The sequence below is a fragment of the Streptomyces sp. NPDC031445 genome, assembly GCF_055581365.1.
Genome location: NZ_JBVIJO010000001.1, coordinates 1,275,558 through 1,294,649, shown reverse-complemented (window position 1 = coordinate 1,294,649; position 19,092 = coordinate 1,275,558). Strand labels below are relative to the sequence as shown.

Genomic DNA, 19,092 nt, shown 5'->3' with positions numbered 1-19,092 from the left:
CCAGCCCTTCCAGACACGGTTGCGGGCACTCACCCGCACCGGAGGAAACGCCGCTGTAAACATGCAAGTTATGGTTTTTCAGCCTTTTGCCCTATACGGCGGTCCGGTCGGCGTGTCCGCGCCCCTTTCGCGCCCGAGAGCCGTACGGGGGTTCGGCACGGGCATGACCGCGCGCCTTCGGGTACTCGGCCGGTGATCGTGGCGACGCTTGTCGTACCGCTACCGCCTCTCCCGTTTCCAGGAGCCCTCGACATGACAGACGTAGCAGGCACCGGTCCCGCCTCCGGGGACGACCGGAGCATCCTGACCAACCGGCAGGGCCACCCCGTCCACGACAACCAGAACCAGCGCACCGTCGGCGCCCGTGGGCCCGCGACGCTGGAGAACTACCAGTTCCTCGAGAAGATCAGCCACTTCGACCGCGAACGCATCCCCGAACGGGTGGTGCACGCGCGCGGCGTGACGGCGTACGGCTTCTTCGAGGCGTACGGCGCCTGGGGCGACGAGCCGATCGCCCGCTACACGCGCGCGAAGCTGTTCCAGGAGCGCGGCAAGCGCACCGGCGTCGCCGTCCGCTTCTCCACCGTCATCGGCGGCCGTGACTCCTCGGAGGCGGCCCGCGACCCGCGCGGCTTCGCCGTGAAGTTCTACACCGAGGACGGCAACTGGGACCTGGTCGGCAACAACCTGGGCGTCTTCTTCATCCGGGACGCCATCAAGTTCCCGGACGTCATCCACGCCCTGAAGCCGGACCCGGTGGACTTCGAGCAGAAGCCGAACCGGATCTTCGACTTCATGTCGCAGACGCCGGAGGCCATGCACATGCTGGTCAACCTGTTCAGCCCGCGCGGCATCCCGGCCGACTACCGCCACATGCAGGGCTTCGGCGTCAACACCTACAAGTGGGTGAACGCCGAGGGCCACACCGTACTCGTCAAGTACCACTGGATGCCCAGGCAGGGCGTGCGCTCGATGACCGAGGAGGACGCGGCCAACGTCCAGGCCGGCTCCCTCGGCCACGCCACCAAGGACCTGTACGAGGCCGTCGAGCGCGGTGAGTACCCCGAGTGGGAGCTGCTCGTGCAGGTCATGGAGGACCACGAGCACCCGGAACTCGACTTCGACCCGCTGGACGACACCAAGACCTGGCCGGAGCAGGACTTCCCGCCCAAGCCGGTGGGCCGGATGGTGCTGGACCGGATGCCGGAGAACTTCTTCGCGGAGAACGAGCAGATCTCCTTCGGCACCGGTGTGCTCGTCGACGGCCTGGACTTCTCCGACGACAAGATGCTGGTCGGCCGGACCTTCTCCTACAGCGACACCCAGCGCTACCGGGTCGGCCCGAACTACCTCCAGCTACCGGTCAACCAGGCGAAGAACGCACACGTGCGCACCAACCAGCGCGACGGGCTGATGACGTACCACGTCGACGGCGGCGGGGAGAATCGAAGCGTCAACTACGAGCCGTCGATCCGGGGCGGTCTGCGCGAGGCGGAGTACCCGGCGCACGACGAGCAGGGCCCGGAGATCCACGGCCGGCTCACCCGCAGGCGCATCCCCCGTACCAACGACTACCTCCAGGCGGGCCAGCGTTACCTGCTGATGGAGCAGTGGGAGCGCGACGACCTGGTGCGGAACCTGGCCGGTCAGCTCTCCCGGTGCGACCGTTCCATTCAGGAGCGGATGGTCTGGCACTTCCTGCTGGTGGAGAACGACCTGGGGCTGCGGGTCGGCGAGGGCCTCGGCATCCGTCCGGAGGACGTCGCCGACCTGGAGCCGCTGGCCGGCCAGGACCTCACCGAGGAGGACAAGGAGCGGCTGGCGAACCTCGGCAAGAACCCGCCGCGGAACGTCGAGGGCCTCACCATGACGCACTGCGTCCCGGACGCGCGCCACGAGGTGACGAGGTGACGAGGTGACTGGGTGACCCGCTGAGCCCGCGCCCCCGACACTCCGGGGCGCCGGTCAGCCGACGACGGGCGCCGCTCCCGGCTCGGTCGCGAGCCGGGCGTGGCGCCCGCGCGGGCAGTGCACGATCCGGTCGCCGAGGCCGAGCCGGCCGGCTTCGGCCAGGAAGGCGGACAGGGGCGAGCGCATCACCGTGTACTCCTCGTAGTGCACGGGCAGGACGGCGCGGGGGCCGAGGCGCCGGGCCAGTTCCGCACCCTGCCGGCCGTCCATGGTGACCAGGAAACCGCCGGGCAGCGTGGTGCCGCCCAGGTGCAGGACGGCCAGGTCGGCGGCCGGGAAGCGGCGGGTGATCTCGTCGAGGCCGTCGTAGGGCAGGGTGTCGCCGGAGACGTACAGCCGGAGCCGTGGCGGGCCGCCCGCGGGACCCAGCTCGATCATGCTGCCCATCACCGGGGGCAGCAGCCGCCGCAGCACCGGATGTCCGGCGTGCCGTCCGGGCAGCGCCGTGACCGTGGCCTGGACCGGGCCCTGCCGGAGGGTGAGCCCCCGCCAGGTGCGCAGTCCGGCCACCCGCTCGCGCCCGTGCAGCACCTTCAGGCGGCGCGCGGCGTGCGGGGTGCTCAGCACCGGGACCGAGGGGTCCAGGTGGCGCCGGGCCCGGCGGTCCCAGTGGTCCCCGTGCAGGTGGGACAGCACGATCCCGTCGAGGCGGGGCAGGTCCTCCGGTTGCAGGGCGGGCTCGGTCAGGCGCCGGCTCAGCAGGCCGTTGCCGAGGTAGGCGTACTGGCCGAGGTGCAGGAAGTTCGGGTCGGTGAGCAGGGTCAGCGGCCCGTAGCGCAGCAGGACGGTCGCGTTGCCGAGGAAGTGCAGGTCGACCGTGTCGTCGGTGGGTGTGCCGGTGGTAGCGGGCATGGGTTTTGCCGCCCTTCCGTCCGAGCCGTCGCAGGCGCCCGCACCGTCGCGGGCGTGCCGGGTTCCTCCCGTGGCGGGCGGGTACCCCTGGCGGGCGGACGGCATGAGAGGACGTGTTCCGGCAGGCCGGTTCCGGCCCCGTGCCGCCCGCGTCCGCACAGATGGCCGAGCGTGCCGCAGCGGTGGAGCCGGGGAGCTGGTAGCTCTCGTAGGGCAGCCGCCACCGTACGCGGCCGAGCGGGGGACCGACCGAGACGAGGAGCGACCGTGCGCGAGACCGGAGCCGAGAACACGCCGCCCAGCCTCCAGCTGCCCGGCCTGCTGCTGGGGGTGGGGCTCGGCGGATTCGTCGACGGCATCCTGCTGCACCAGCTCCTCCAGTGGCACCACATGCTGACCAGCACCGACCACGACCGCATCGGGGTGAAGTACTACGACCCCCACACCGTCTCCGGGCTGGAGATGAACACCGTCTGGGACGGGGTCTTCCACACCGTCTGCTGGCTCGCCGTCCTCGGCGGCCTCGCCGTCCTGTACGCCCGGGTGACCACCGGCCGGCGCCAGGTGTGGGCCTCGCGGGTGCTCTGGGGCTGGGTGCTGTCCGGCTGGGGCCTGTTCAACCTCGTGGAGGGCGTCCTCGACCATCACGTCCTCGGCATCCACCACGTCCACGCCGGCCCCTACCAGGTGTGGTGGGACATCGGCTTCCTCGTGCTCGGCGCGCTGCTGCTGGCGGGCGGCCTGCTCCTGCGGCGCGGCGCCCGGCCCTTCGATCCGGCCGCGCCCCGCGCCGCACGGCCCGGACACGCCGTCTGATGCCCGACGGCACGCACATGCGGCCGCACATGCACCACGCGGAGGGCGGCGGCGCGTGGGAGGTCCTGCTTCCCGTCCTGGCGCTGCTGGTGTGCGCGGGCGGCTATCTGCTGCTGGCGCGCCGGGTCCGCCGCCGGAACCCCGTCAGGGGCTGGAACCCCTGGCGCACGGCCGGTTTCTGCGCGGGCCTGCTCCTGCTGGCCGCCGCGCTGCTGCCGCCCGTCGCCGCCCTCGCCCACCGTGACTTCCGCGGCCACATGGCCCAGCACATGCTCATCGGCATGTACGCGCCGCTCGCCCTGGTGCTCGGCGCCCCGATGACCCTGGTGCTGCGCGCCCTGCCGGCGCCCCGCGCCCGCCGTCTCACCGCGTTCCTGCACAGCGGCCCGGCCCGCCTGCTCGCCCACCCCGTGACCGGTCTGCTGCTGTCCGCCGGCAGCCTCGTGCCGCTGTACTTCACCCCGCTCTACGACACCCTCACGGAGCGTCCGGCCGGACACTGGCTGCTGCACGCGCACTTCCTGCTGGCGGGCTGTCTGTTCGCGCACGCCGTCGCCGGACCCGACCCCGCCCCGTACCGCCCCGGTGTGCGCGCCCGGCTGGTCTGCCTGGGCTGCGCCATCGCGGTGCACGCGAGCGTCGCGCAACTGATGTACGGCGGCTTCTGGGTGACCGTCGACGCTCCGGTCCCCCAGGTGCAGGGTGCTGCCGAGATCATGTACTACGGCGGTGACATCGCCGAGCTGCTGCTGGCGGCGGCCCTGGTCGCCACCTGGCGCCCCGCACGCGCACCGGTCACCAGACACGCGGCACATCCCGTGCCGTAGACGCCTCCCGCGTGTTCACCAGCGCCACCGGGGCCGCGACGCGGGCCACTCCGAGGAGGACCGGGCGGTGACCGGCCGGGTGCCCGCCCCGCTCACCGAGCGGGGCGGGCACCCGGCCGCGCTCACCGAGCGGGCGAACGCGGAGCCGGCCGTCCCCTCCGGGGCTCCCCGGATCCGACCGGCACCGGCCCACGCGGTCCGGACGCAGCCGCGCGGACGCCGCCTCGTCACAGCGGTGTCGCGGCGTGCAGGATCAGGAACAGGGTGACGGCGGAGTTCGCCGACGACATCGCCGAGACCAGCGCCCCGGCGGCGGCGCCCCAGGCGGCCAGGCCCACCGAGGTGAACGCCGGCGGCCAGGTACGGACCGTGGGGGCGGGGGCCAGCAGCGCGGCCACCCGGCGCGGCACGGGACCGGTCGCCGCGAGCGCGGGCACGGTCGGCACCGGTGTGCGCGGGGACAGCAGGGCCGCCTTGCCGATGGCGCGGGCGACCGTGCGCCGGTCGCCGACCGCGCGGGCCGCCTCCTCGTCCGCCCACCGCTCGGCGGTGTAGACGACGGCGGTGCGCAGCGGTCTCAGGAACGGGTTGGCGCGGGCCGCGAGGTGCGCGGCGAGCAGGTGACGGTGGTGACGGGCGCTCAGATGGGCGCGCTCGTGGGCGAACAGGGCGCGCCGCTCGGCGGGCGCCAGCCCGGCCAGCAGCGCCGTGCTGACGACGATCCGCCCCCGGCTCCGGCTGGGGCCGCGGCCCCCGGAGAGGGCGTACGCGTACGGCGTGCCGTCGGGGAGGACCGCGACCGTGGACCCCGGCACCCCGCTGAGCGCGCGGTGGGCGCGGCGCGTGACGCGGCGGTGCCGCCACAGGGTGCGGGCGCAGGCGGCGGCGACGACGGCGAGCGCGGGGATGGCGGCCCGGCCGGCCACCTCGTCGTGCGGGACGGCGGCCCGCACCTCCGGGTCGGACCAGCCGTCCGGCAGCGGGTTGCCGGGCAGTTGGGCGGTGCCGACCACCATGAGCAGGGCCAGGCAGAGCGTGCTGCACCCGGCCATGACGACGGCGACCGCGGTCAGCAGCCGGGTGGCGGTGCGCGGGTGCAGCCGGGTCTCGGCGAGGCGGGCGACCGGCCACGCGGACAGCGGCAGTACGAGCGGCAGGAAGACGAAGACCCCCATGAGCGGTCAGCCCTCCGTGCCGCCGGCGTCCGGGCCGGGGATGTCGAGCAGGGCCCGCAGCACCTGTTCGTCCCCGGGCGGCAGGGCGGTGACGAAGCTGGCCAGGACCGCCTCGCGGTCCCGTTCGCCGTCCAGCAGGCGGCGCATGCGCAGCGCGGCCAGCCGGGCCACGTCTGCGGTGGGCGTCCACAGGAAGGACCGGCCCTGCCGTTCGCGGGAGACGACGTCCTTGGCGAGCAGCCGGGTCAGGATGGTGACGACGGTGGTGTAGGCGAGGTCGCCGCCCAGGCGCTGCTGCACCCAGGCCGCGGTGACCGGTCCGTCCGCCTCGCGCAGCGCGCCGAGGACCTGTCCCTCCAGCTCTCCCTGACCGCGCCGCCGGACCCGGCCGTCTTCCCTCGTCATCCGTGGCTCCTCCGCGTCATCCGGCTTCGCTCACCTGCCGTTCCACGCTACTTCACGCCACTGACACTCCCGCAGGCGCGGCGCCCGCGCCGGTGCGCGGTCTCGCCGAGGAGGACGTCGACGGCGAGGAGACGGGCCGGCGGGACGCCGAGCGGCGGCACGAACCAGCCGAGCACGGCGACGGCCGCGCGGGCCGGCACGAGGAGGTACGGCGGCAGGACCGCCCTGGCGCCGCGCGGGACCGGCCGGCCGAAGGCGGTGCCTCGGCCGGGGCGGCCGCGGGAGCGGTGGTCATCGGCGGGGTTCTCCGGGACTCGGGCGAAATGGCGAAGCCGGACCGCGAAAGGGCCGGGTTCCCCGGGGTGTTGGTGACCTGGGCCACAGGGGACGGCGTGCGGGCGTGGCATGCTGACGCGATGGCACCTCCCCGTGATCACGCACCGCTCGCCGAGCGGGTCGAGGAACTCCTCGCCGCCGGCGGCCCCCTGCCCATCGTCGCGGCCGGACAGCCGGTGCTGCGGCGCGGCGCCGAGCCGTACGACGGCCAGCTCGGCCCCGCGCTGCTCGCCCGGTTCGTCGAGGCCCTGCGCGTCACCATGCGCGCGGCCCCCGGTGTGGGTCTCGCCGCCCCGCAGGTCGGTGTGCCGCTGCGGATCGCGGTCATCGAGGACCCGGCGCAGGTGCCCGAGGAGGTGGCGGTGGCCCGGGGCCGGGTGCCGCAGCCGTTCCGGGTCCTGGTCAACCCCTCGTACGAGCCCCTCGGCACCGCCAGGGCCGCGTTCTTCGAGGGCTGCCTGAGCGTGCCGGGGTGGGTCGCGGTGGTGGCCCGGCACGCCGGGGTGCGGCTGCGCGGCGCGGACGAACACGGCCGCGCGCTGGACGAGGAGTTCACCGGCTGGCCGGCCCGGATCGTCCAGCACGAGACGGACCACCTCGACGGCACCCTGTATCTGGACCGCGCGGAGCTCCGCTCGCTGTCCACCACCGAGGCGGCGCTGGCCCTGTGGGCCCAGCCGACGCCGGAGGCGGCGGCCGAGGCCCTGGGCTTCGGACTGCCGTAGCCGGCCGCTCAGTTGTCCCGGTACGCCTCCAGCAGCCGCAGCCACACCTCGCTCAGCGTCGGGTACGACGGGACGACGTGCCAGAGCCGGCTGACCGGGACGTGTCCGGCGACCGCGACGGTGGCCGAGTGGATGAGTTCGCCGACGCCGGGGCCGACGAAGGTGACCCCGCGCAGGATCTCGTCCTCCAGGTCCACGACCATCCGGGCGCGGCCCTTGTAGCCGTCGCCGTACAGGCCGGCGCCCGCGACGGAGGAGAACTCCACGTCGACGGCGCGGACGCGGTGGCCGGCCTGTTCCGCCTCGGCGAGGGAGAGCCCGACCGCGGCGGCCTCCGGGTCGGTGAAGACGACCTGGGGTACGGCGTGGTGGTCGGCGGTGGCGGCGTGGGCGCCCCAGGGTTCCTCCGCGACCGTGCCGCCGGCGGCGCGGGCGGCGATGGCGGCACCGGCGACGCGGGCCTGGTACTTGCCCTGGTGGGTGAGGAGGGCGCGGTGGTTGACGTCGCCGACCCCGTACAGCCAGTCGGTGCCGGTCACCCGCAGGCTGTCGTCGACGTCCAGCCAGGAGCCGGGTTCCAGGCCGACGGTCTCCAGGCCGATGTCGTCGGTGTGCGGGACGCGGCCGGTGGCGAAGAGGATCTCGTCGCCCTCGATCCGGTCACCGGCGGAGGTGACGGCCACGACCGTGCCGTTCTCCCGGCCGACGGACTCCACCGAGGTGCCGGTGCGCACGTCGACGCCCGCCTCGGTGAGGGCCTCGGCGACCAGTTCCCCGGCGAACGGCTCCATGCGGTTCAGCAGGCCCTTGCCGCGTACCAGCATGGTGACCCGGGAGCCGAGGGCCTGCCAGGCGGTGGCCATCTCGGTGGCGACGACACCGCCGCCGACGACGATCAGCCGGCCCGGGACCGCCTGGGCGCTGGTGGCCTCACGGCTGGTCCAGGGTTTGACCTCGGCGAGTCCGGGCAGGTCGGGCAGCTGGGCCCGGGTGCCGGTGGACACGGCGACGGCGTGCCGGGCGGTGAGGGTGGTGACGGTGCCGTCGGGGCCGGTGACCGTGACCGTGCGGGGACCGGCCAGCCGGCCCTGGCCGCGGTACAGGACGGTGCCGGTGCCCTCCAGCCAGCCGACCTGGCCGTCGTCCTTCCAGTCGGCGGCGAAGTAGTTCCGCCGGGCCAGGACGGCCGGGGCGTCGAGCGGGCCCTGGACGGCCTGGGCGAGGCCGGGCAGGCGGCGGGCGTCGGCCTGGGCTATGACCGGCCTGAGCAGGGCCTTGCTGGGCATGCAGGCCCAGTACGAGCATTCGCCGCCGAGCAGCTCGCTCTCCACGAGGGCCGTGGTGAGGCCGGCCGCGCGGGTGCGGTCGGCGACGTTCTCCCCCACGGGACCGCCCCCGATCACCACGACGTCGTAAGCGATGGATTCCGTTTCCGTCATGGGGTCAGTCTGGTGGGTGGTGTGCGCCGTGGCCACACGGGTACGCGCGCGGAACAGGGGCGTGCACGGGTGGAATAGGCGGCCGGGCGGCCGTGTTTCCGCCGTCGGCACACCCCACACCAGGAAGAGGGAAACACGCCATGAGCAGCACTGTGGAGCTGACCAAGGAGAACTTCGACCAGATGGTCACCGAGAACGAGTTCGTTCTCATCGACTTCTGGGCGTCCTGGTGCGGGCCGTGCCGGTCGTTCGCGCCTGTCTACGAGAAGGCCGCCGAGGAGAACCCCGACCTGGTCTTCGCCAAGGTGGACACCGAGGCGCAGCCGGAGCTGGCCGCCGCCTTCGACATCCAGTCGATCCCGACGCTGATGATCGTGCGCGACCAGGTCGCGGTCTACGCCCAGCCGGGCGCCCTGCCCGCGCCCATGCTCGCCGACCTCATCGGGCAGGCCCGCAAGCTGGACATGGCCGAGGTCCGCAAGGACATCGCCGCCCAGCAGGGCCAGGCCCAGGAGGGGCAGCAGCAGTAACGCGTGCGGGGCCGCGGGGAACCGGGTGCGGGTCCGGATCAGCTGGACTCCCGCCGGATCACCGAGGCCCCCAGCACGGTGCGCACCTCGGGCTCGCCGCCCGGGTCGCGCACGGCACGGTCGACCAGTCCGGCGAGGTCCTGCCCCGAGGGCAGTTCGATGCGGACCGTGCTCAGCCGGGGCCGCAGCAGCCGGCCCAGCATCAGGTCGTCGGCACCGATGACGGCGACGTCCCCGGGGACGCGCACGCCCTCGTCCTGGAGGGCGCGCATGAGCAGCATCGCGTACTCGTCGTTGTAGGCGAACACCGCGTCGAGGCCGGACCCGGACCAGCGTGCGGCCAGTGCGGCGGCGGCCTCCTCGGTGTAGGCGAGCGGCAGTTCCGTCACGGTGGCGTCCGTGCCCCGCAGCGCCTCGCGCACGCCCGCGAGCCGGGGCCGTGAGTACGCCTCCAGTCCCGGTTCCCCAGGCAGCACCACACCGATCCGGCGCCGGCCCCGGGCGTACAGGTGGGCGCCCGCGCAGTGACCGACGGCGTCGTGGTCCATCTGCAGGGCGTGCGCTCCCTGCACACGGCCGGGACCGAGGGTGACGACGGCCCGGGCGCCGGACCGCTTGAGGACGGCGACGCCTTCGGGGCCGAGGCCGGCACCGGGCACCAGGACGGCGACCGGCCGCAGTTCCGCCCAGGCCCGGGCGGCCTCGTCCCCCTCCAGACCGACGCTGCCGTACTGGACGACGGTGTAGTCCAGACGGCCCAGCGCCCACTGGAGTTCGTTCAGGAACCGGCTGTACAGGGGGCCCACCGGGATCGCCGGGACGGGCATGAGGACCATACGGCTGCGTCCGGCGCGCAGGCTGCGGGCGGCGGCGTGGGGGACGTACCCCAGTTCGCGGGCGGCCTCGCGCACGCGCCGGCGGGTCGGTTCGCTGATCCGTACGGCGCCGGTGTTGTTGAGGACGTAGGAGACGGTCGCGCGCGAGACGCCGGCCAGGCGGGCCACATCGGCACTCGTGGGCGTGTTCGGGATCTGCACCATGACAGACCGCATCTTGGCAGAGGGGCGGGGGCCTGGGGCGGGCGGGGCAAGGTGGTTCATCGTTTGGCAAAGAGGACGCCTGCACGCCTGGTGACGAACACGTTCGCTCCGAACTTGTTCGCGACGAACATGTTCGTTAGTGTGTCGGGCATGAACGCTGCCCCCCGCTCCCGCCGGGAGCGTCCCGCCAAGCCCGCCCTGACCCGGGAGGGCATCATCTCCGCCGCCGTCGCGATCCTGCGGGCGGAAGGGCTCCGCAAGGTGACGATGCGTCGGCTCGCGCAGGAACTCGACACCGGCCCGGCCTCGCTCTACGTGTACGTCCGCAACACCGACGAACTGCACGCCGCCGTCCTGGACGAACTGCTCGGCACGGTCGGCCCGGCGCCGGCCGGGGGCACCTGGCGGGAACGGCTGGAGGGGGTGCTCACCGCCTACACCCACATGCTCCTGGAGCACCCCACCCTGGCCCGCTCGGCGCTGACCGCCCGGCCGAGCGGCCCGCACTACCTGCGCCTGGTCGAGACCCTGCTGGAGCTGCTCCAGGCGGGCGGGGTGCCGCTCGCCCAGGCGGCCTGGGGCGTGGACCTGCTGCTCCAGCACGCCACGGCGACCGCCGCCGAGCACGCCGGGGAGCAGCCCCAGGGCGACTGGCAGGCGGCGGCCCAAGCCCTGCGCGAGGCGCCCGCCGCCACCCATCCGCACATCGCCGCCGGCGCCGGAGCGCTGCTGTCCGGCACGCCCGAGGCCCGCCTGTCGTGGGCCTTCCAGACGCTGGTCAACGGCATCGAACGGACCGCCGTACCGGCCCCGGTACCGACCGGCGTGACGACCGCAGTTCCGACCGACGTGACGACCGACGGCCAGGAGGCCACATGACGACCCCCGGTTCCCTCCCCCACCACCCCGTCGCCGTCGTCGGCGCGGGCCTCGGCGGGCTCACGCTCGCCCGGGTGCTGCACGTGCACGGCATCGAGGCCGCGCTGTTCGACCTGGAGGCGTCGGCGGACGCCCGGGTCCAGGGCGGCATGCTCGACATCCACGACGACACCGGCCAGGAGGCGCTGCGGGCCGCCGGCCTGCACGAGGAGTTCCTGACCCGGGTGCACTCCGGCGGCCAGGCCGTACGGGTCCTCGACCGGGACGGCACGGTCCGGCTGGCCGAGCCCGACGACGGCTCCGGCGGCCGGCCCGAGATAGACCGGGGCGACCTGCGCGACCTGCTGCTCCGCTCCCTGCCCGCCGGCACGGTCCGCTGGGGCGCCAAGGTCACCGGCGCACGCCCGCTGGCCGGCGGCCGGCACCGGGTGACGCTCGTGGACGGCACCGAGTTCACCACCGACGTGCTGGTCGGCGCCGACGGGGCCTGGTCGCGCGTGCGGCCGCTGGTCTCCGCGGCCCGGCCCGCGTACACCGGCGTGTCGTTCGTGGAAGCCGACCTGCGGCAGGCGGATGCGCGGCACCCGGTGAGCGCGGAGGTGGTCGGGGGCGGCATGCTCTTCGCGCTCGGCCCCGGCCGCGGTTTCCTCGCCCACCGGGAGACCGACGGCAGCCTGCACGTGTACGTGGCCGTGGTGGCGCCGGAGGACTGGCTGGACGGCATCGACTTCGCCGACGCCGAGGCGGCGAAGGCGGCCGTGCTGAAGGAGTTCGACGGCTGGGACGCGAGCCTGCGGGCGCTGGTCGCCGACGCGGACGGCGCCCTGGTGCCCCGCCGCATCCACGCCCTGCCGCCGGGGCACCGCTGGGAGCGGGTGCCCGGGGTGACCCTGCTCGGCGACGCGGCCCACCTGATGTCGCCGTTCGCGGGCGAGGGCGCCAACCTGGCCCTGATCGACGGCGCCGAACTGGGCCTGGCCCTGGCAGCGCACCCCGGGGACACGGAGGCCGCGCTGGCCGCCTACGAGTCCCGGATGTTCCCCCGCGCCGAGACCTCAGCGGCGGACTCGGCGCACAGCCAGTCCCTGCTGTTCCGCGCGGACGCGCCGCGGGGCCTGGTGCGCATGTTCACCGGCCAGGGCGACTGACCGTCCGGGCCGCGGCCCGGCCCGGACGCCCCCTAGCCCCGCGCCTCCGTGCCGGTCACCCGGGCGACCAGGTCCAGCCAGCCGGATTCCAGGCGTTCCATGGGCATGCCGCACTGTCGGGTCAGGTGGTGGATCAGCGCGGGGTCCAGCGAGGCCAGGAGGGTGTGGGCCAGCAGGTCGCAGTCGGCGTCCGGGACGATCTGGCGGAGCAGCATCGTCACGTGCATGCGCAGCGACTCGGCGGCCGGGTGCGCGAACCGGCGGGTCGGCTCCGGCTGGGCGGCCAGCTGGAGGTCCAGCTGCTCCGCCGTGCGGTACAGCACCGCCACGCCGAACGCCCGCAGCCGCTCCAGGGGCGGCGAGCCGGGACCGAGGGGCGGGGGCCCGCTCAGGAAGTCGGCCTGGAGCTGCCTGGCCGAGTGGTCGAGCAGGGCCATCAGCAGCCCGGTGCGGTCGCCGAAGCGGCGGAAGACGGTGCCCTTGCCCACGTTGGCCGCCGCAGCCACCGCCTCCATGGTGACCCCGGCCACCCCGTGCTCCGCGATCAGCCGTGCGGCGGCCTCCAGCAGCCGGGCCCTGTTGCGGGCGGCGTCGGCACGCAGGAACGGCTCTTCGGACGCCGGGCCGACCTCCAGCAACCAGGGCGTGTCGACGGGCTCCTCAGGCTTCGGGAAGGGCGGCAGAGCGCTGGACATGTCGACAGCGTAAAGCATCGGGAACAAAACTGGACCGCGGTCCGGTTAGGGTGGTACACACTTAAACGGACCCCGGTCCGGATCGTAACAGTGATGTTTCAGCCCTTTGGAGTTCCCATGTCTGTTCGCATCCTCGCGCTCGTCGGCAGCCTTCGCGCCGGTTCGCACAACCGCCAGCTCGCCGAGGCGGCCGTGAAGCTCGCGCCGGAGGGCGCCGAGGTCGAGCTGTACGAGGGCCTGGCCGACATCCCCTTCTACAACGAGGACGTCGACGTCGAGGGCCAGGTGCCGGCCGCCGCCGCCAAGCTGCGCGAGGCAGCCCAGGCCGCGGACGCCTTCCTGCTCTTCTCCCCCGAGTACAACGGCACCATCCCGGCCGTGCTGAAGAACGCCATCGACTGGCTGTCGCGCCCCTACGGCGCCGGCGCCTTCGGCGGCAAGCCCGTCGCCGTGATCGGCACCGCCTTCGGCCAGTACGGCGGCGTGTGGGCGCAGGACGAGGCCCGCAAGGCCGTGGGCATCGCCGGCGGCAAGGTGATCGAGGACATCAAGCTGTCCATCCCCGGCTCGGTCACCCGCTTCGCCGAGACCCACCCGGTCGACGACGCCGAGGTCGCCGCCCAGCTGACCGAGGTCGTCGCCCGGCTGCACGGCAACGTGGGCGTTGCCGCCGCCTGAGCCGTGCCGCCGCCCCCGCGGGGCCGGCACCGTACGATCCCGGCGAAGGGCCGGAGCCGCCATGGCTCCGGCCCTTCGCCGCGCCCGCTGCCCGCGCCGGAGCGCGTTCGAAGCCGGCCTGGGGCTGACCGGCACGCTGAGGGGTAGACGGCTCATGGCCTCTCATGACCCGGACGACCCACGCAAGGAGCAGCAGGAGCCATGTCCCTGGTCCCCCCGCCGTTCGATACGGAACTCGCCGCCGTGCTGGAGTCGTTCCGGGGCGTGATCGGGCCCGGACTGACGCCGGACGACGTCGAGGCCGCCCGGCGCGGCGCGGCCGTCGAGCTGGTCGACGTGACCATGGACGGCGCGTTCGAGGCGGAGGACCGTACGGTGCCCGGACCGCGGGGCGCCCCCGGTGTCTCCCTCCTCCTGTGCCGGCCGACGGCCGCTGCCGTCCCGGCCCCGCTGCCGGTGCTGTACCACGTGCACGGCGGCGGCCTGGTGGCCGGCACCAACCGGGCCGGGGTGACCGAACCGCTGGCCTGGGCGCGTGAGCTGGGCGCGGTCGTGGTGTCGGTGGAGTACCGGCTCGCGCCCGAGCATCCGCATCCGGCGCCGATCGAGGACGTGTACGCCGGGCTGGTGTGGACCGCGGAGCACGCGCGGGAGATCGGCGGCGACCCGGACCGGATCGTCGTCGCGGGCGCCAGCGCGGGCGGCGGCCTCACCGCGGCGCTGGCCTTGCTGGCCCGGGACCGGCGGGGTCCGCGTCCCCTCGGCCAGATACTGATGTGCCCGATGCTGGACGACCGCAACGACAGCGTCTCCAGCCGTCAGATGGCCGGTCGGGGCGTGTGGGACCGTACCGCGAACGAGACCGCCTGGACGGCCCTGCTGGGCGACCGCCGCGGCGGCCCCGACGTCTCCCCGTACGCGGCCCCGGCCCGCGCGGCCGACCTGTCCGGCCTGCCCCCGGCGTTCCTGGACGTGGGCTCCGCGGAGACCTTCCGGGACGAGGTGGTCGGCTACGCGTCCCGGATCTGGCAGGCCGGCGGCGAGGCGGAGCTCCACGTCTGGCCGGGCGGCTGCCACGGCTTCGACGCCCTCGCGCCGGAGGCGACCCTGTCCCGCACGGCCCGCGCGGCCCGGCTGGCCTGGCTGCGACGACTCCTGAACTGATCCCCCACCACACGCCCCACCGGCTCCGGGTCCGCCCCCGAGGCGCCGGAAAGGGCGTGACCGCCCCTGCCCCGGGGAACACCCCCCGTCCCCCGGAAGAACCCCCGCCCCCGGGAAACACCCCCGGGAAAACCACGCTCCCGCGCCGCTTCGACGTTACCGTTCGGTAGACATCGTGCCCGGAGTCTCCCGGAGGTGCTCGTCCATGACGCCCGACCGTTCCGCAGGACTCGTGGAGACCCGGCGTGCGCTCGCCGCGGGGGAGGTAACCTCGCGGGAGGTGGTGGAGCGGACACTGGCGCGGATCGAGGCCGCACAGGCGACGCTGAACTGCTTCCGGATCGTGCGCGCCGAGGCCGCGCTCGCCGAAGCGGACGCGGCGGACCGGGAGTTGGCCGCCGGTGCGCGGCGCCCGTTGCTCGGGGTGCCGGTGGCGGTGAAGGACGACATGGACGTGGCCGGTGAGCCGACCGCGTTCGGCTGCTGCGGCGAGTTCCCCCCGGTGGCCGCGGACGCGGAGGCGGTACGGCGGCTGCGCGCGGCCGGCGCGGTGATCGTCGGCAAGACCAACACGTGCGAGCTGGGGCAGTGGCCCTTCACGGAGGGGCCGGCGTTCGGGGAGACCCGCAACCCGTGGAACACCGGGCACACGCCCGGCGGGTCGTCCGGTGGTTCGGCCGCCGCCGTCGCCGCCGGGCTCGTGCCGGCCGCCCTCGGCTCCGACGGCGCCGGTTCGGTGCGCATCCCGGCCTCCTGGACGCACCTGATCGGCATCAAGCCGCAGCGCGGCCGCATCTCGACCTGGCCGCGCGGCGAGTCCTTCCACGGCATCACGGTCAACGGCACCCTGGCCCGTACGGTCGCCGACGCGGCCGTGCTGCTCGACGCGGCGAGCGGCAACCACGACCTGGACCCGCACCGGCCGCCCGCGCTGACGGTGGCGGACGCGGTCGGCCGCGACCCGGGGCGGCTGCGCGTCGCGCTGTCGCTGAAGCCGCCGTTCACCGCCGTACCCGCCCCGCTCGACCCGGTGGTCCGCTCCCGGGTCGTCGAACTCGCCGAGCGGCTGGCCGGGTTGGGGCACGTCGTGGAGCAGGCCGATCCGCCGTACGGGCAGATCGGGCTGGCCTTCCTGCCCCGGGCCACCGCCGGGATCGCCGAGCGGGTCCGTGAGGCCCCGGATCCCGCGCTGCTCGATCCGCGCACCCGCGGCGCGGCCCGGCTCGGCCGGCTGCTCGCCGGTGCCCCGCTCCGGGCGGCCCGGCGCGCCGAGGCGGTGCTGCACCGGCGGATCGGCGCGTTCTTCGAGTCCTACGACGTGGTCCTCGCCCCGACCACCGCCGTGCCCCCGCCCCGGATCGGCGCCCTGGCCGGGCTCGGCGGGCTGGCCACGGACCGGGCGATCATCGCCGCCTGCCCGTACGCCTGGCCGTGGAACGTGCTCGGCTGGCCGGGGGTGAGCGTGCCCGCCGGGTTCGCCGGCCCCGGACTGCCGGTGGGCGCCCAACTGCTCGGCCCGGCCGGCAGTGAGCCGCTCCTGGTGTCCCTGGCCGCGCAGGTGGAGGCGGAGCTGCGCTGGCACGAGCGGTGGCCGCCGGAGGGGGTCGGCGCCGGCGCGGACGCCGGCACTCCGGCAGCGTGACGGCGTTCCGCCCGTACGCTGGGGCCATGGACGACGCGTCGATGGTCGGGCTGATGGGGCGGGTGACGGGGACGGTCGGGCCCGGTCTGGTCGGCGAGGTGATCGTGCGGGTGCGCGGCGGCGCGGAGCACTTCCTCGCCCATCCGGCCGACGGCACGGGCCGGATCACGACCGGGACGGTCGTGATGGTGGTGGAGTACCTGCCGCCGAGGACGGTCTACGTGACGCCGGCGTACGACAGTTGAGCGTGCGTCGCCCCAGGTGAGGGCGGCGTGCGTCAAGATTGCAACAAGGATTACCCGGCGTCTTCACCCCGGCTCGGCGCGGGCGCACACTCCCTTCGTTCGGTGCCGAGAGGGCACCATGCAAAGGGGGCGAATGCCGATGGTCGTCGGCGTCGTTGCGGGGGCGGTCGTCGTTGCCGTCCTCGTGTTGATCGGTCTGTTCAAGATGATGTGGCGGGTCGCCGAGCCGAACGAGGCGCTCGTCATCTCCGGGTCCACACACCGCACCGAGGGCCTGGAGGACGGCATGGGCTTCCGCATCGTCACCGGGCGCGGCACGCTGGTGCTGCCCGGTGTGCAGGCGGTGCGCAAGCTGTCGCTGGATCTGAACGAGACCGAGTTGCACGTGGACTGCGTGACGCACCAGGGCATCCCGCTGAAGGTGCGGGGCGTGGTCATTTTCAAGGTCGGCGACGACTTCGTGTCGATCGCGAACGCTGCCCGCCGTTTCCTCGACCAGCAGAAGCTGATGTCGGAGCGGGTGCACAACGTCTTCGCGGGTCATCTGCGGTCGATCGTGGGCGGGTTGACGGTCGAGGACATGATCCGCGACCGGGAGAAGCTGACCGGGCAGACCCGGGCGGCCTGCGGTACGGAGATGGAGAAGCTCGGTCTGATCGTGGACTCGCTGCAGATCCACGAGATCGAGGATCCGACCGGGTACATCCAGAACCTGGCGATGCCGCACGCGGCGGCCGTCCAGCGGGACGCGCGCATCGCGCAGGCCGAGGCGAACCGGCTGGCCACGGAGGCCGAGCAGCAGTCGTTCGCGCGGATGGCGGAGGCCACCCGCGACAGCGAGATCCTCCAGGCCGGCTACCAGGCCGAGCGGGACAAGGCGGCGGCCAAGGCCCAGCAGGCCGGCCCGCTCGCGGCGGCGGCGGCCCGGCAGGAGGTCGTCGTGCAGGAGACACGGGTCGCCGAACTGGAGGCGCACCGGCGGGAGCAGCAGCTCCAGGCGGACGTCCGCAAGCCGGCGGACGCCAAGGCGTACGAGAAGCGGACGCTGGCCGAGGCCGAGCGTGACGCGCGGATCTCGGCGGCCCAGGCCAAGGCGAAGGAGACGGAGCTGGCGGCGGCGGCCGAGGCGACCCGGGTGAAGGCCGCCGCCGCGGCCGAGGCCGAGTCGACCAAGACCCGGGGTGCGGCGACCGCCGACGCCACCCGGGCCACCGGTGAGGCCGAGGCCGCCGCCCAGCAGGCGAAGGGCCTGGCGGAGGCCGAGGCGACCCGCGCCCGGGGTCTGGCGGAGGCGGAGGCCATCAAGGCCCGGGCCGCGGCCCTCGCGGAGAACCAGGAGGCGGTCGTCGCCCAGCAACTCGCCGAGAAGTGGCCGGAGATCGTCCAGGCGGGCGCGTCGGCGTTCGGCAACGTGGACAACATGGTGCTGCTCAACGGCGCCGACGGCATGGGCGAGTTGTTCGCCAAGGCGCTCACGATGGGCGGCACGGGGCTGGGCCTCGCCCGCAAGCTGCTCGCCACGATGGGTGACGACGGGCAGCCGGTGAACGGTGGTTCGCCCTCGCTCAACGGCGTGGTGGCGCCTCCGTCGCAGAAGGTGCCCGTGCAGCAGGAGGGCTGAGAAAGGGGTGCTGTGCGCGGCCGGGGTCCCTCACCAGGGGCCCCGGCCGCGCGTCTGCACGAGCCTGGCCGGCCGCGGGCGCGGGGCCGGGTTCGCGGCGGCGGGGCGGGCGGGTTCCGGGTCGGCGGGGAGTTCCGTGAGCCGAGGGGCCGCGAGGTGCGGGAGGGGCGGGCCAGGGCCGCCCGGGCCTCGGGGCCGTGTTCACGGGTGAGCCGTTCGACGACGGCCGGCTCGGTATCCGGGTCCCGGGCGACCAGGGCCCGGGCCTCGGGCCGGCGCGCCCGGCGGGGTGGGCGAGCCCCGGCGCGCGGGACGTTCGGCGGGGTGGGCGGGCGTTCGGGTTCCGGTCCGGTGTGCTCCGGGGGTCACGTCGTGAGCAGGGTGACGCCGAGGGCGATCAGGCCGGCCGCCTTGAGGACTTCCAGCGCCACGTACCACAGGTGGCTGTGCGAGCGGGGCAGTTCCTCCCCCGCGAGGACCCGGTCGGACCTGCGGTTCAGGAGGGGGCGGACGACGGCCAGCTGGGCGAGGAGCAGGGCCGCCACCGCCGCGGTCGGCGAGATGACGGCGGCCGGGGCGTCACCCAGCGCGACCGCGAGGACCACGACGACCGCGAGGACGGTCTCCACGGCGTTCAGCGCGCGGAACACCAGGCGTCCGATACCGAGACCGACGGGGATCGTCACACCCGGGGCACGGAACTTCAGCGGCGCCTCCAGGAAGGAGATCGCCAGCACCATCCCGAGCCAGACGAAGGTGACCGCGCCGGCGGTGGCGGCGGCGGTGGTGTTCATGGGAGGCCTTTCTCCGCCGGGGTGGGTGGGCGGCGGGGTCGATCGGGGCGCGTGGTGCGGCGGGTGCGGTGGTACGGCGCTGCGGTGGCTTCCGGACCGGCGGGCGGTGT

General features: G+C 74.5%; 20 protein-coding genes. 12 read left to right on the top strand and 8 right to left on the bottom strand.

Features of this window, described 5'->3' with window-relative positions:
* The first annotated feature begins 252 nt into the window (after positions 1-252).
* Complete coding sequence (locus ACZ5DC_RS05495) at positions 253-1,911, top strand: catalase (RefSeq protein ID WP_468649614.1); 1,659 nt, start codon at positions 253-255, stop codon at positions 1,909-1,911.
* Between the two features lie 54 nt (positions 1,912-1,965).
* Here the strand turns inward: ACZ5DC_RS05495 and ACZ5DC_RS05490 are convergent, their stop codons facing one another.
* Entirely contained in the window at positions 1,966-2,823 is an 858-nt protein-coding gene (locus tag ACZ5DC_RS05490; protein ID WP_468649612.1) for an MBL fold metallo-hydrolase, read from the bottom strand.
* A gap of 267 nt (positions 2,824-3,090) precedes the next feature.
* On the opposite strand from ACZ5DC_RS05490, the gene ACZ5DC_RS05485 reads away from it, so the two are divergent.
* Positions 3,091-3,639 carry a DUF2243 domain-containing protein gene (locus ACZ5DC_RS05485; protein ID WP_468649610.1) on the top strand — a complete coding sequence of 183 codons (549 nt, stop codon included), beginning with the start codon at positions 3,091-3,093 and terminating at the stop codon, positions 3,637-3,639.
* Positions 3,639-4,466 (top strand): cytochrome c oxidase assembly protein, encoded by an 828-nt coding sequence (locus tag ACZ5DC_RS05480; RefSeq protein WP_468649608.1) that lies wholly within the window; start codon positions 3,639-3,641, stop codon positions 4,464-4,466. The genes ACZ5DC_RS05485 and ACZ5DC_RS05480 overlap by 1 nt, the downstream gene beginning before the upstream one ends.
* 227 nt (positions 4,467-4,693) lie before the next feature.
* On the opposite strand, the gene ACZ5DC_RS05475 is transcribed toward ACZ5DC_RS05480, so the two are convergent.
* The 3 genes from ACZ5DC_RS05475 to ACZ5DC_RS05465 are packed head-to-tail and all read right to left on the bottom strand — an operon-like array spanning position 4,694 to position 6,246.
* Positions 4,694-5,641, bottom strand: a complete 948-nt coding sequence (locus ACZ5DC_RS05475) for a M56 family metallopeptidase (protein ID WP_468649606.1) — start codon at positions 5,639-5,641, stop codon at positions 4,694-4,696.
* Between the two features lie 6 nt (positions 5,642-5,647).
* Positions 5,648-6,046: a BlaI/MecI/CopY family transcriptional regulator gene (locus ACZ5DC_RS05470; RefSeq protein ID WP_468649604.1), complete on the bottom strand. Its 399-nt coding sequence runs from the start codon at positions 6,044-6,046 to the stop codon at positions 5,648-5,650.
* A gap of 47 nt (positions 6,047-6,093) precedes the next feature.
* Positions 6,094-6,246 (bottom strand): hypothetical protein, encoded by a 153-nt coding sequence (locus ACZ5DC_RS05465; protein ID WP_468649602.1) that lies wholly within the window; start codon positions 6,244-6,246, stop codon positions 6,094-6,096.
* Positions 6,247-6,462: 216 nt separating this feature from the next.
* On the opposite strand from ACZ5DC_RS05465, the gene ACZ5DC_RS05460 reads away from it, so the two are divergent.
* On the top strand, positions 6,463-7,107 hold the full coding sequence (locus ACZ5DC_RS05460; RefSeq protein WP_468649600.1) for a peptide deformylase: 645 nt from the start codon (positions 6,463-6,465) through the stop codon (positions 7,105-7,107).
* 8 nt (positions 7,108-7,115) lie between these two features.
* On the opposite strand, the gene ACZ5DC_RS05455 is transcribed toward ACZ5DC_RS05460, so the two are convergent.
* Positions 7,116-8,546, bottom strand: a complete 1,431-nt coding sequence (locus ACZ5DC_RS05455; RefSeq protein ID WP_468649598.1) for a dihydrolipoyl dehydrogenase family protein — start codon at positions 8,544-8,546, stop codon at positions 7,116-7,118.
* 140 nt (positions 8,547-8,686) lie between these two features.
* Here ACZ5DC_RS05455 and trxA point away from each other — a divergent pair, with 140 nt between their 5' ends.
* A complete protein-coding gene (gene trxA / locus ACZ5DC_RS05450) occupies positions 8,687-9,076 on the top strand; it encodes a thioredoxin (RefSeq protein WP_468649596.1) in 390 nt (129 codons plus the stop codon).
* A 38-nt stretch (positions 9,077-9,114) separates the two neighbouring features.
* Here trxA and ACZ5DC_RS05445 read toward each other — a convergent pair whose 3' ends face one another.
* Entirely contained in the window at positions 9,115-10,128 is a 1,014-nt protein-coding gene (locus tag ACZ5DC_RS05445; protein WP_468649594.1) for a LacI family DNA-binding transcriptional regulator, read from the bottom strand.
* 138 nt (positions 10,129-10,266) lie between these two features.
* Here ACZ5DC_RS05445 and ACZ5DC_RS05440 point away from each other — a divergent pair, with 138 nt between their 5' ends.
* Together ACZ5DC_RS05440 and ACZ5DC_RS05435 are read left to right on the top strand one after the other, a co-directional pair.
* Entirely contained in the window at positions 10,267-10,995 is a 729-nt protein-coding gene (locus ACZ5DC_RS05440; RefSeq protein WP_468649592.1) for a TetR/AcrR family transcriptional regulator, read from the top strand.
* A complete protein-coding gene (locus tag ACZ5DC_RS05435) occupies positions 10,992-12,143 on the top strand; it encodes an FAD-dependent oxidoreductase (RefSeq protein ID WP_468649590.1) in 1,152 nt (383 codons plus the stop codon). Before ACZ5DC_RS05440 ends, ACZ5DC_RS05435 begins: the two co-directional genes overlap by 4 nt.
* 32 nt (positions 12,144-12,175) lie before the next feature.
* Here the strand turns inward: ACZ5DC_RS05435 and ACZ5DC_RS05430 are convergent, their stop codons facing one another.
* Positions 12,176-12,856 (bottom strand): TetR/AcrR family transcriptional regulator, encoded by a 681-nt coding sequence (locus ACZ5DC_RS05430; protein WP_468649588.1) that lies wholly within the window; start codon positions 12,854-12,856, stop codon positions 12,176-12,178.
* Positions 12,857-12,955: 99 nt separating this feature from the next.
* Here ACZ5DC_RS05430 and ACZ5DC_RS05425 point away from each other — a divergent pair, with 99 nt between their 5' ends.
* The 5 genes from ACZ5DC_RS05425 (at position 12,956) to ACZ5DC_RS05405 (ending at position 18,188) form a co-directional block, all read left to right on the top strand.
* Positions 12,956-13,516, top strand: a complete 561-nt coding sequence (locus tag ACZ5DC_RS05425) for an NADPH-dependent FMN reductase (RefSeq protein ID WP_366748962.1) — start codon at positions 12,956-12,958, stop codon at positions 13,514-13,516.
* A 201-nt stretch (positions 13,517-13,717) separates the two neighbouring features.
* Complete coding sequence (locus ACZ5DC_RS05420) at positions 13,718-14,680, top strand: alpha/beta hydrolase (RefSeq protein WP_468649585.1); 963 nt, start codon at positions 13,718-13,720, stop codon at positions 14,678-14,680.
* 205 nt (positions 14,681-14,885) lie between these two features.
* The gene (locus ACZ5DC_RS05415; protein WP_468649583.1) at positions 14,886-16,322 is read left to right on the top strand and encodes an amidase; all 1,437 of its coding nucleotides are present in this window, start codon (positions 14,886-14,888) and stop codon (positions 16,320-16,322) included.
* 26 nt (positions 16,323-16,348) lie between these two features.
* Entirely contained in the window at positions 16,349-16,567 is a 219-nt protein-coding gene (locus ACZ5DC_RS05410; RefSeq protein ID WP_468649581.1) for a hypothetical protein, read from the top strand.
* Between the two features lie 133 nt (positions 16,568-16,700).
* Positions 16,701-18,188, top strand: a complete 1,488-nt coding sequence (locus ACZ5DC_RS05405; RefSeq protein WP_468649579.1) for an SPFH domain-containing protein — start codon at positions 16,701-16,703, stop codon at positions 18,186-18,188.
* 365 nt (positions 18,189-18,553) lie between these two features.
* Here ACZ5DC_RS05405 and ACZ5DC_RS05400 read toward each other — a convergent pair whose 3' ends face one another.
* Positions 18,554-18,982, bottom strand: coding sequence for a hypothetical protein (locus tag ACZ5DC_RS05400; RefSeq protein WP_468649577.1), 429 nt, complete (start codon positions 18,980-18,982; stop codon positions 18,554-18,556).
* Between the last annotated feature and the right edge of the window lie 110 nt (positions 18,983-19,092).

Coding starts and splice junctions, on each gene's coding strand:
- ACZ5DC_RS05410 (WP_468649581.1), top strand. CDS start 16,349: ATGGACGACGCGTCGATGGTCGGGCTGATGGGGCGGGTGACGGGGACG.
- ACZ5DC_RS05400 (WP_468649577.1), bottom strand. CDS start 18,982: ATGAACACCACCGCCGCCGCCACCGCCGGCGCGGTCACCTTCGTCTGG.
- ACZ5DC_RS05420 (WP_468649585.1), top strand. CDS start 13,718: ATGTCCCTGGTCCCCCCGCCGTTCGATACGGAACTCGCCGCCGTGCTG.
- ACZ5DC_RS05460 (WP_468649600.1), top strand. CDS start 6,463: ATGGCACCTCCCCGTGATCACGCACCGCTCGCCGAGCGGGTCGAGGAA.
- ACZ5DC_RS05405 (WP_468649579.1), top strand. CDS start 16,701: ATGCCGATGGTCGTCGGCGTCGTTGCGGGGGCGGTCGTCGTTGCCGTC.
- ACZ5DC_RS05470 (WP_468649604.1), bottom strand. CDS start 6,046: ATGACGAGGGAAGACGGCCGGGTCCGGCGGCGCGGTCAGGGAGAGCTG.
- ACZ5DC_RS05480 (WP_468649608.1), top strand. CDS start 3,639: ATGCCCGACGGCACGCACATGCGGCCGCACATGCACCACGCGGAGGGC.
- ACZ5DC_RS05440 (WP_468649592.1), top strand. CDS start 10,267: ATGAACGCTGCCCCCCGCTCCCGCCGGGAGCGTCCCGCCAAGCCCGCC.
- ACZ5DC_RS05495 (WP_468649614.1), top strand. CDS start 253: ATGACAGACGTAGCAGGCACCGGTCCCGCCTCCGGGGACGACCGGAGC.
- ACZ5DC_RS05455 (WP_468649598.1), bottom strand. CDS start 8,546: ATGACGGAAACGGAATCCATCGCTTACGACGTCGTGGTGATCGGGGGC.
- ACZ5DC_RS05445 (WP_468649594.1), bottom strand. CDS start 10,128: ATGCGGTCTGTCATGGTGCAGATCCCGAACACGCCCACGAGTGCCGAT.
- ACZ5DC_RS05425 (WP_366748962.1), top strand. CDS start 12,956: ATGTCTGTTCGCATCCTCGCGCTCGTCGGCAGCCTTCGCGCCGGTTCG.
- ACZ5DC_RS05430 (WP_468649588.1), bottom strand. CDS start 12,856: ATGCTTTACGCTGTCGACATGTCCAGCGCTCTGCCGCCCTTCCCGAAG.
- trxA (WP_468649596.1), top strand. CDS start 8,687: ATGAGCAGCACTGTGGAGCTGACCAAGGAGAACTTCGACCAGATGGTC.
- ACZ5DC_RS05415 (WP_468649583.1), top strand. CDS start 14,886: ATGACGCCCGACCGTTCCGCAGGACTCGTGGAGACCCGGCGTGCGCTC.
- ACZ5DC_RS05490 (WP_468649612.1), bottom strand. CDS start 2,823: ATGCCCGCTACCACCGGCACACCCACCGACGACACGGTCGACCTGCAC.
- ACZ5DC_RS05435 (WP_468649590.1), top strand. CDS start 10,992: ATGACGACCCCCGGTTCCCTCCCCCACCACCCCGTCGCCGTCGTCGGC.
- ACZ5DC_RS05475 (WP_468649606.1), bottom strand. CDS start 5,641: ATGGGGGTCTTCGTCTTCCTGCCGCTCGTACTGCCGCTGTCCGCGTGG.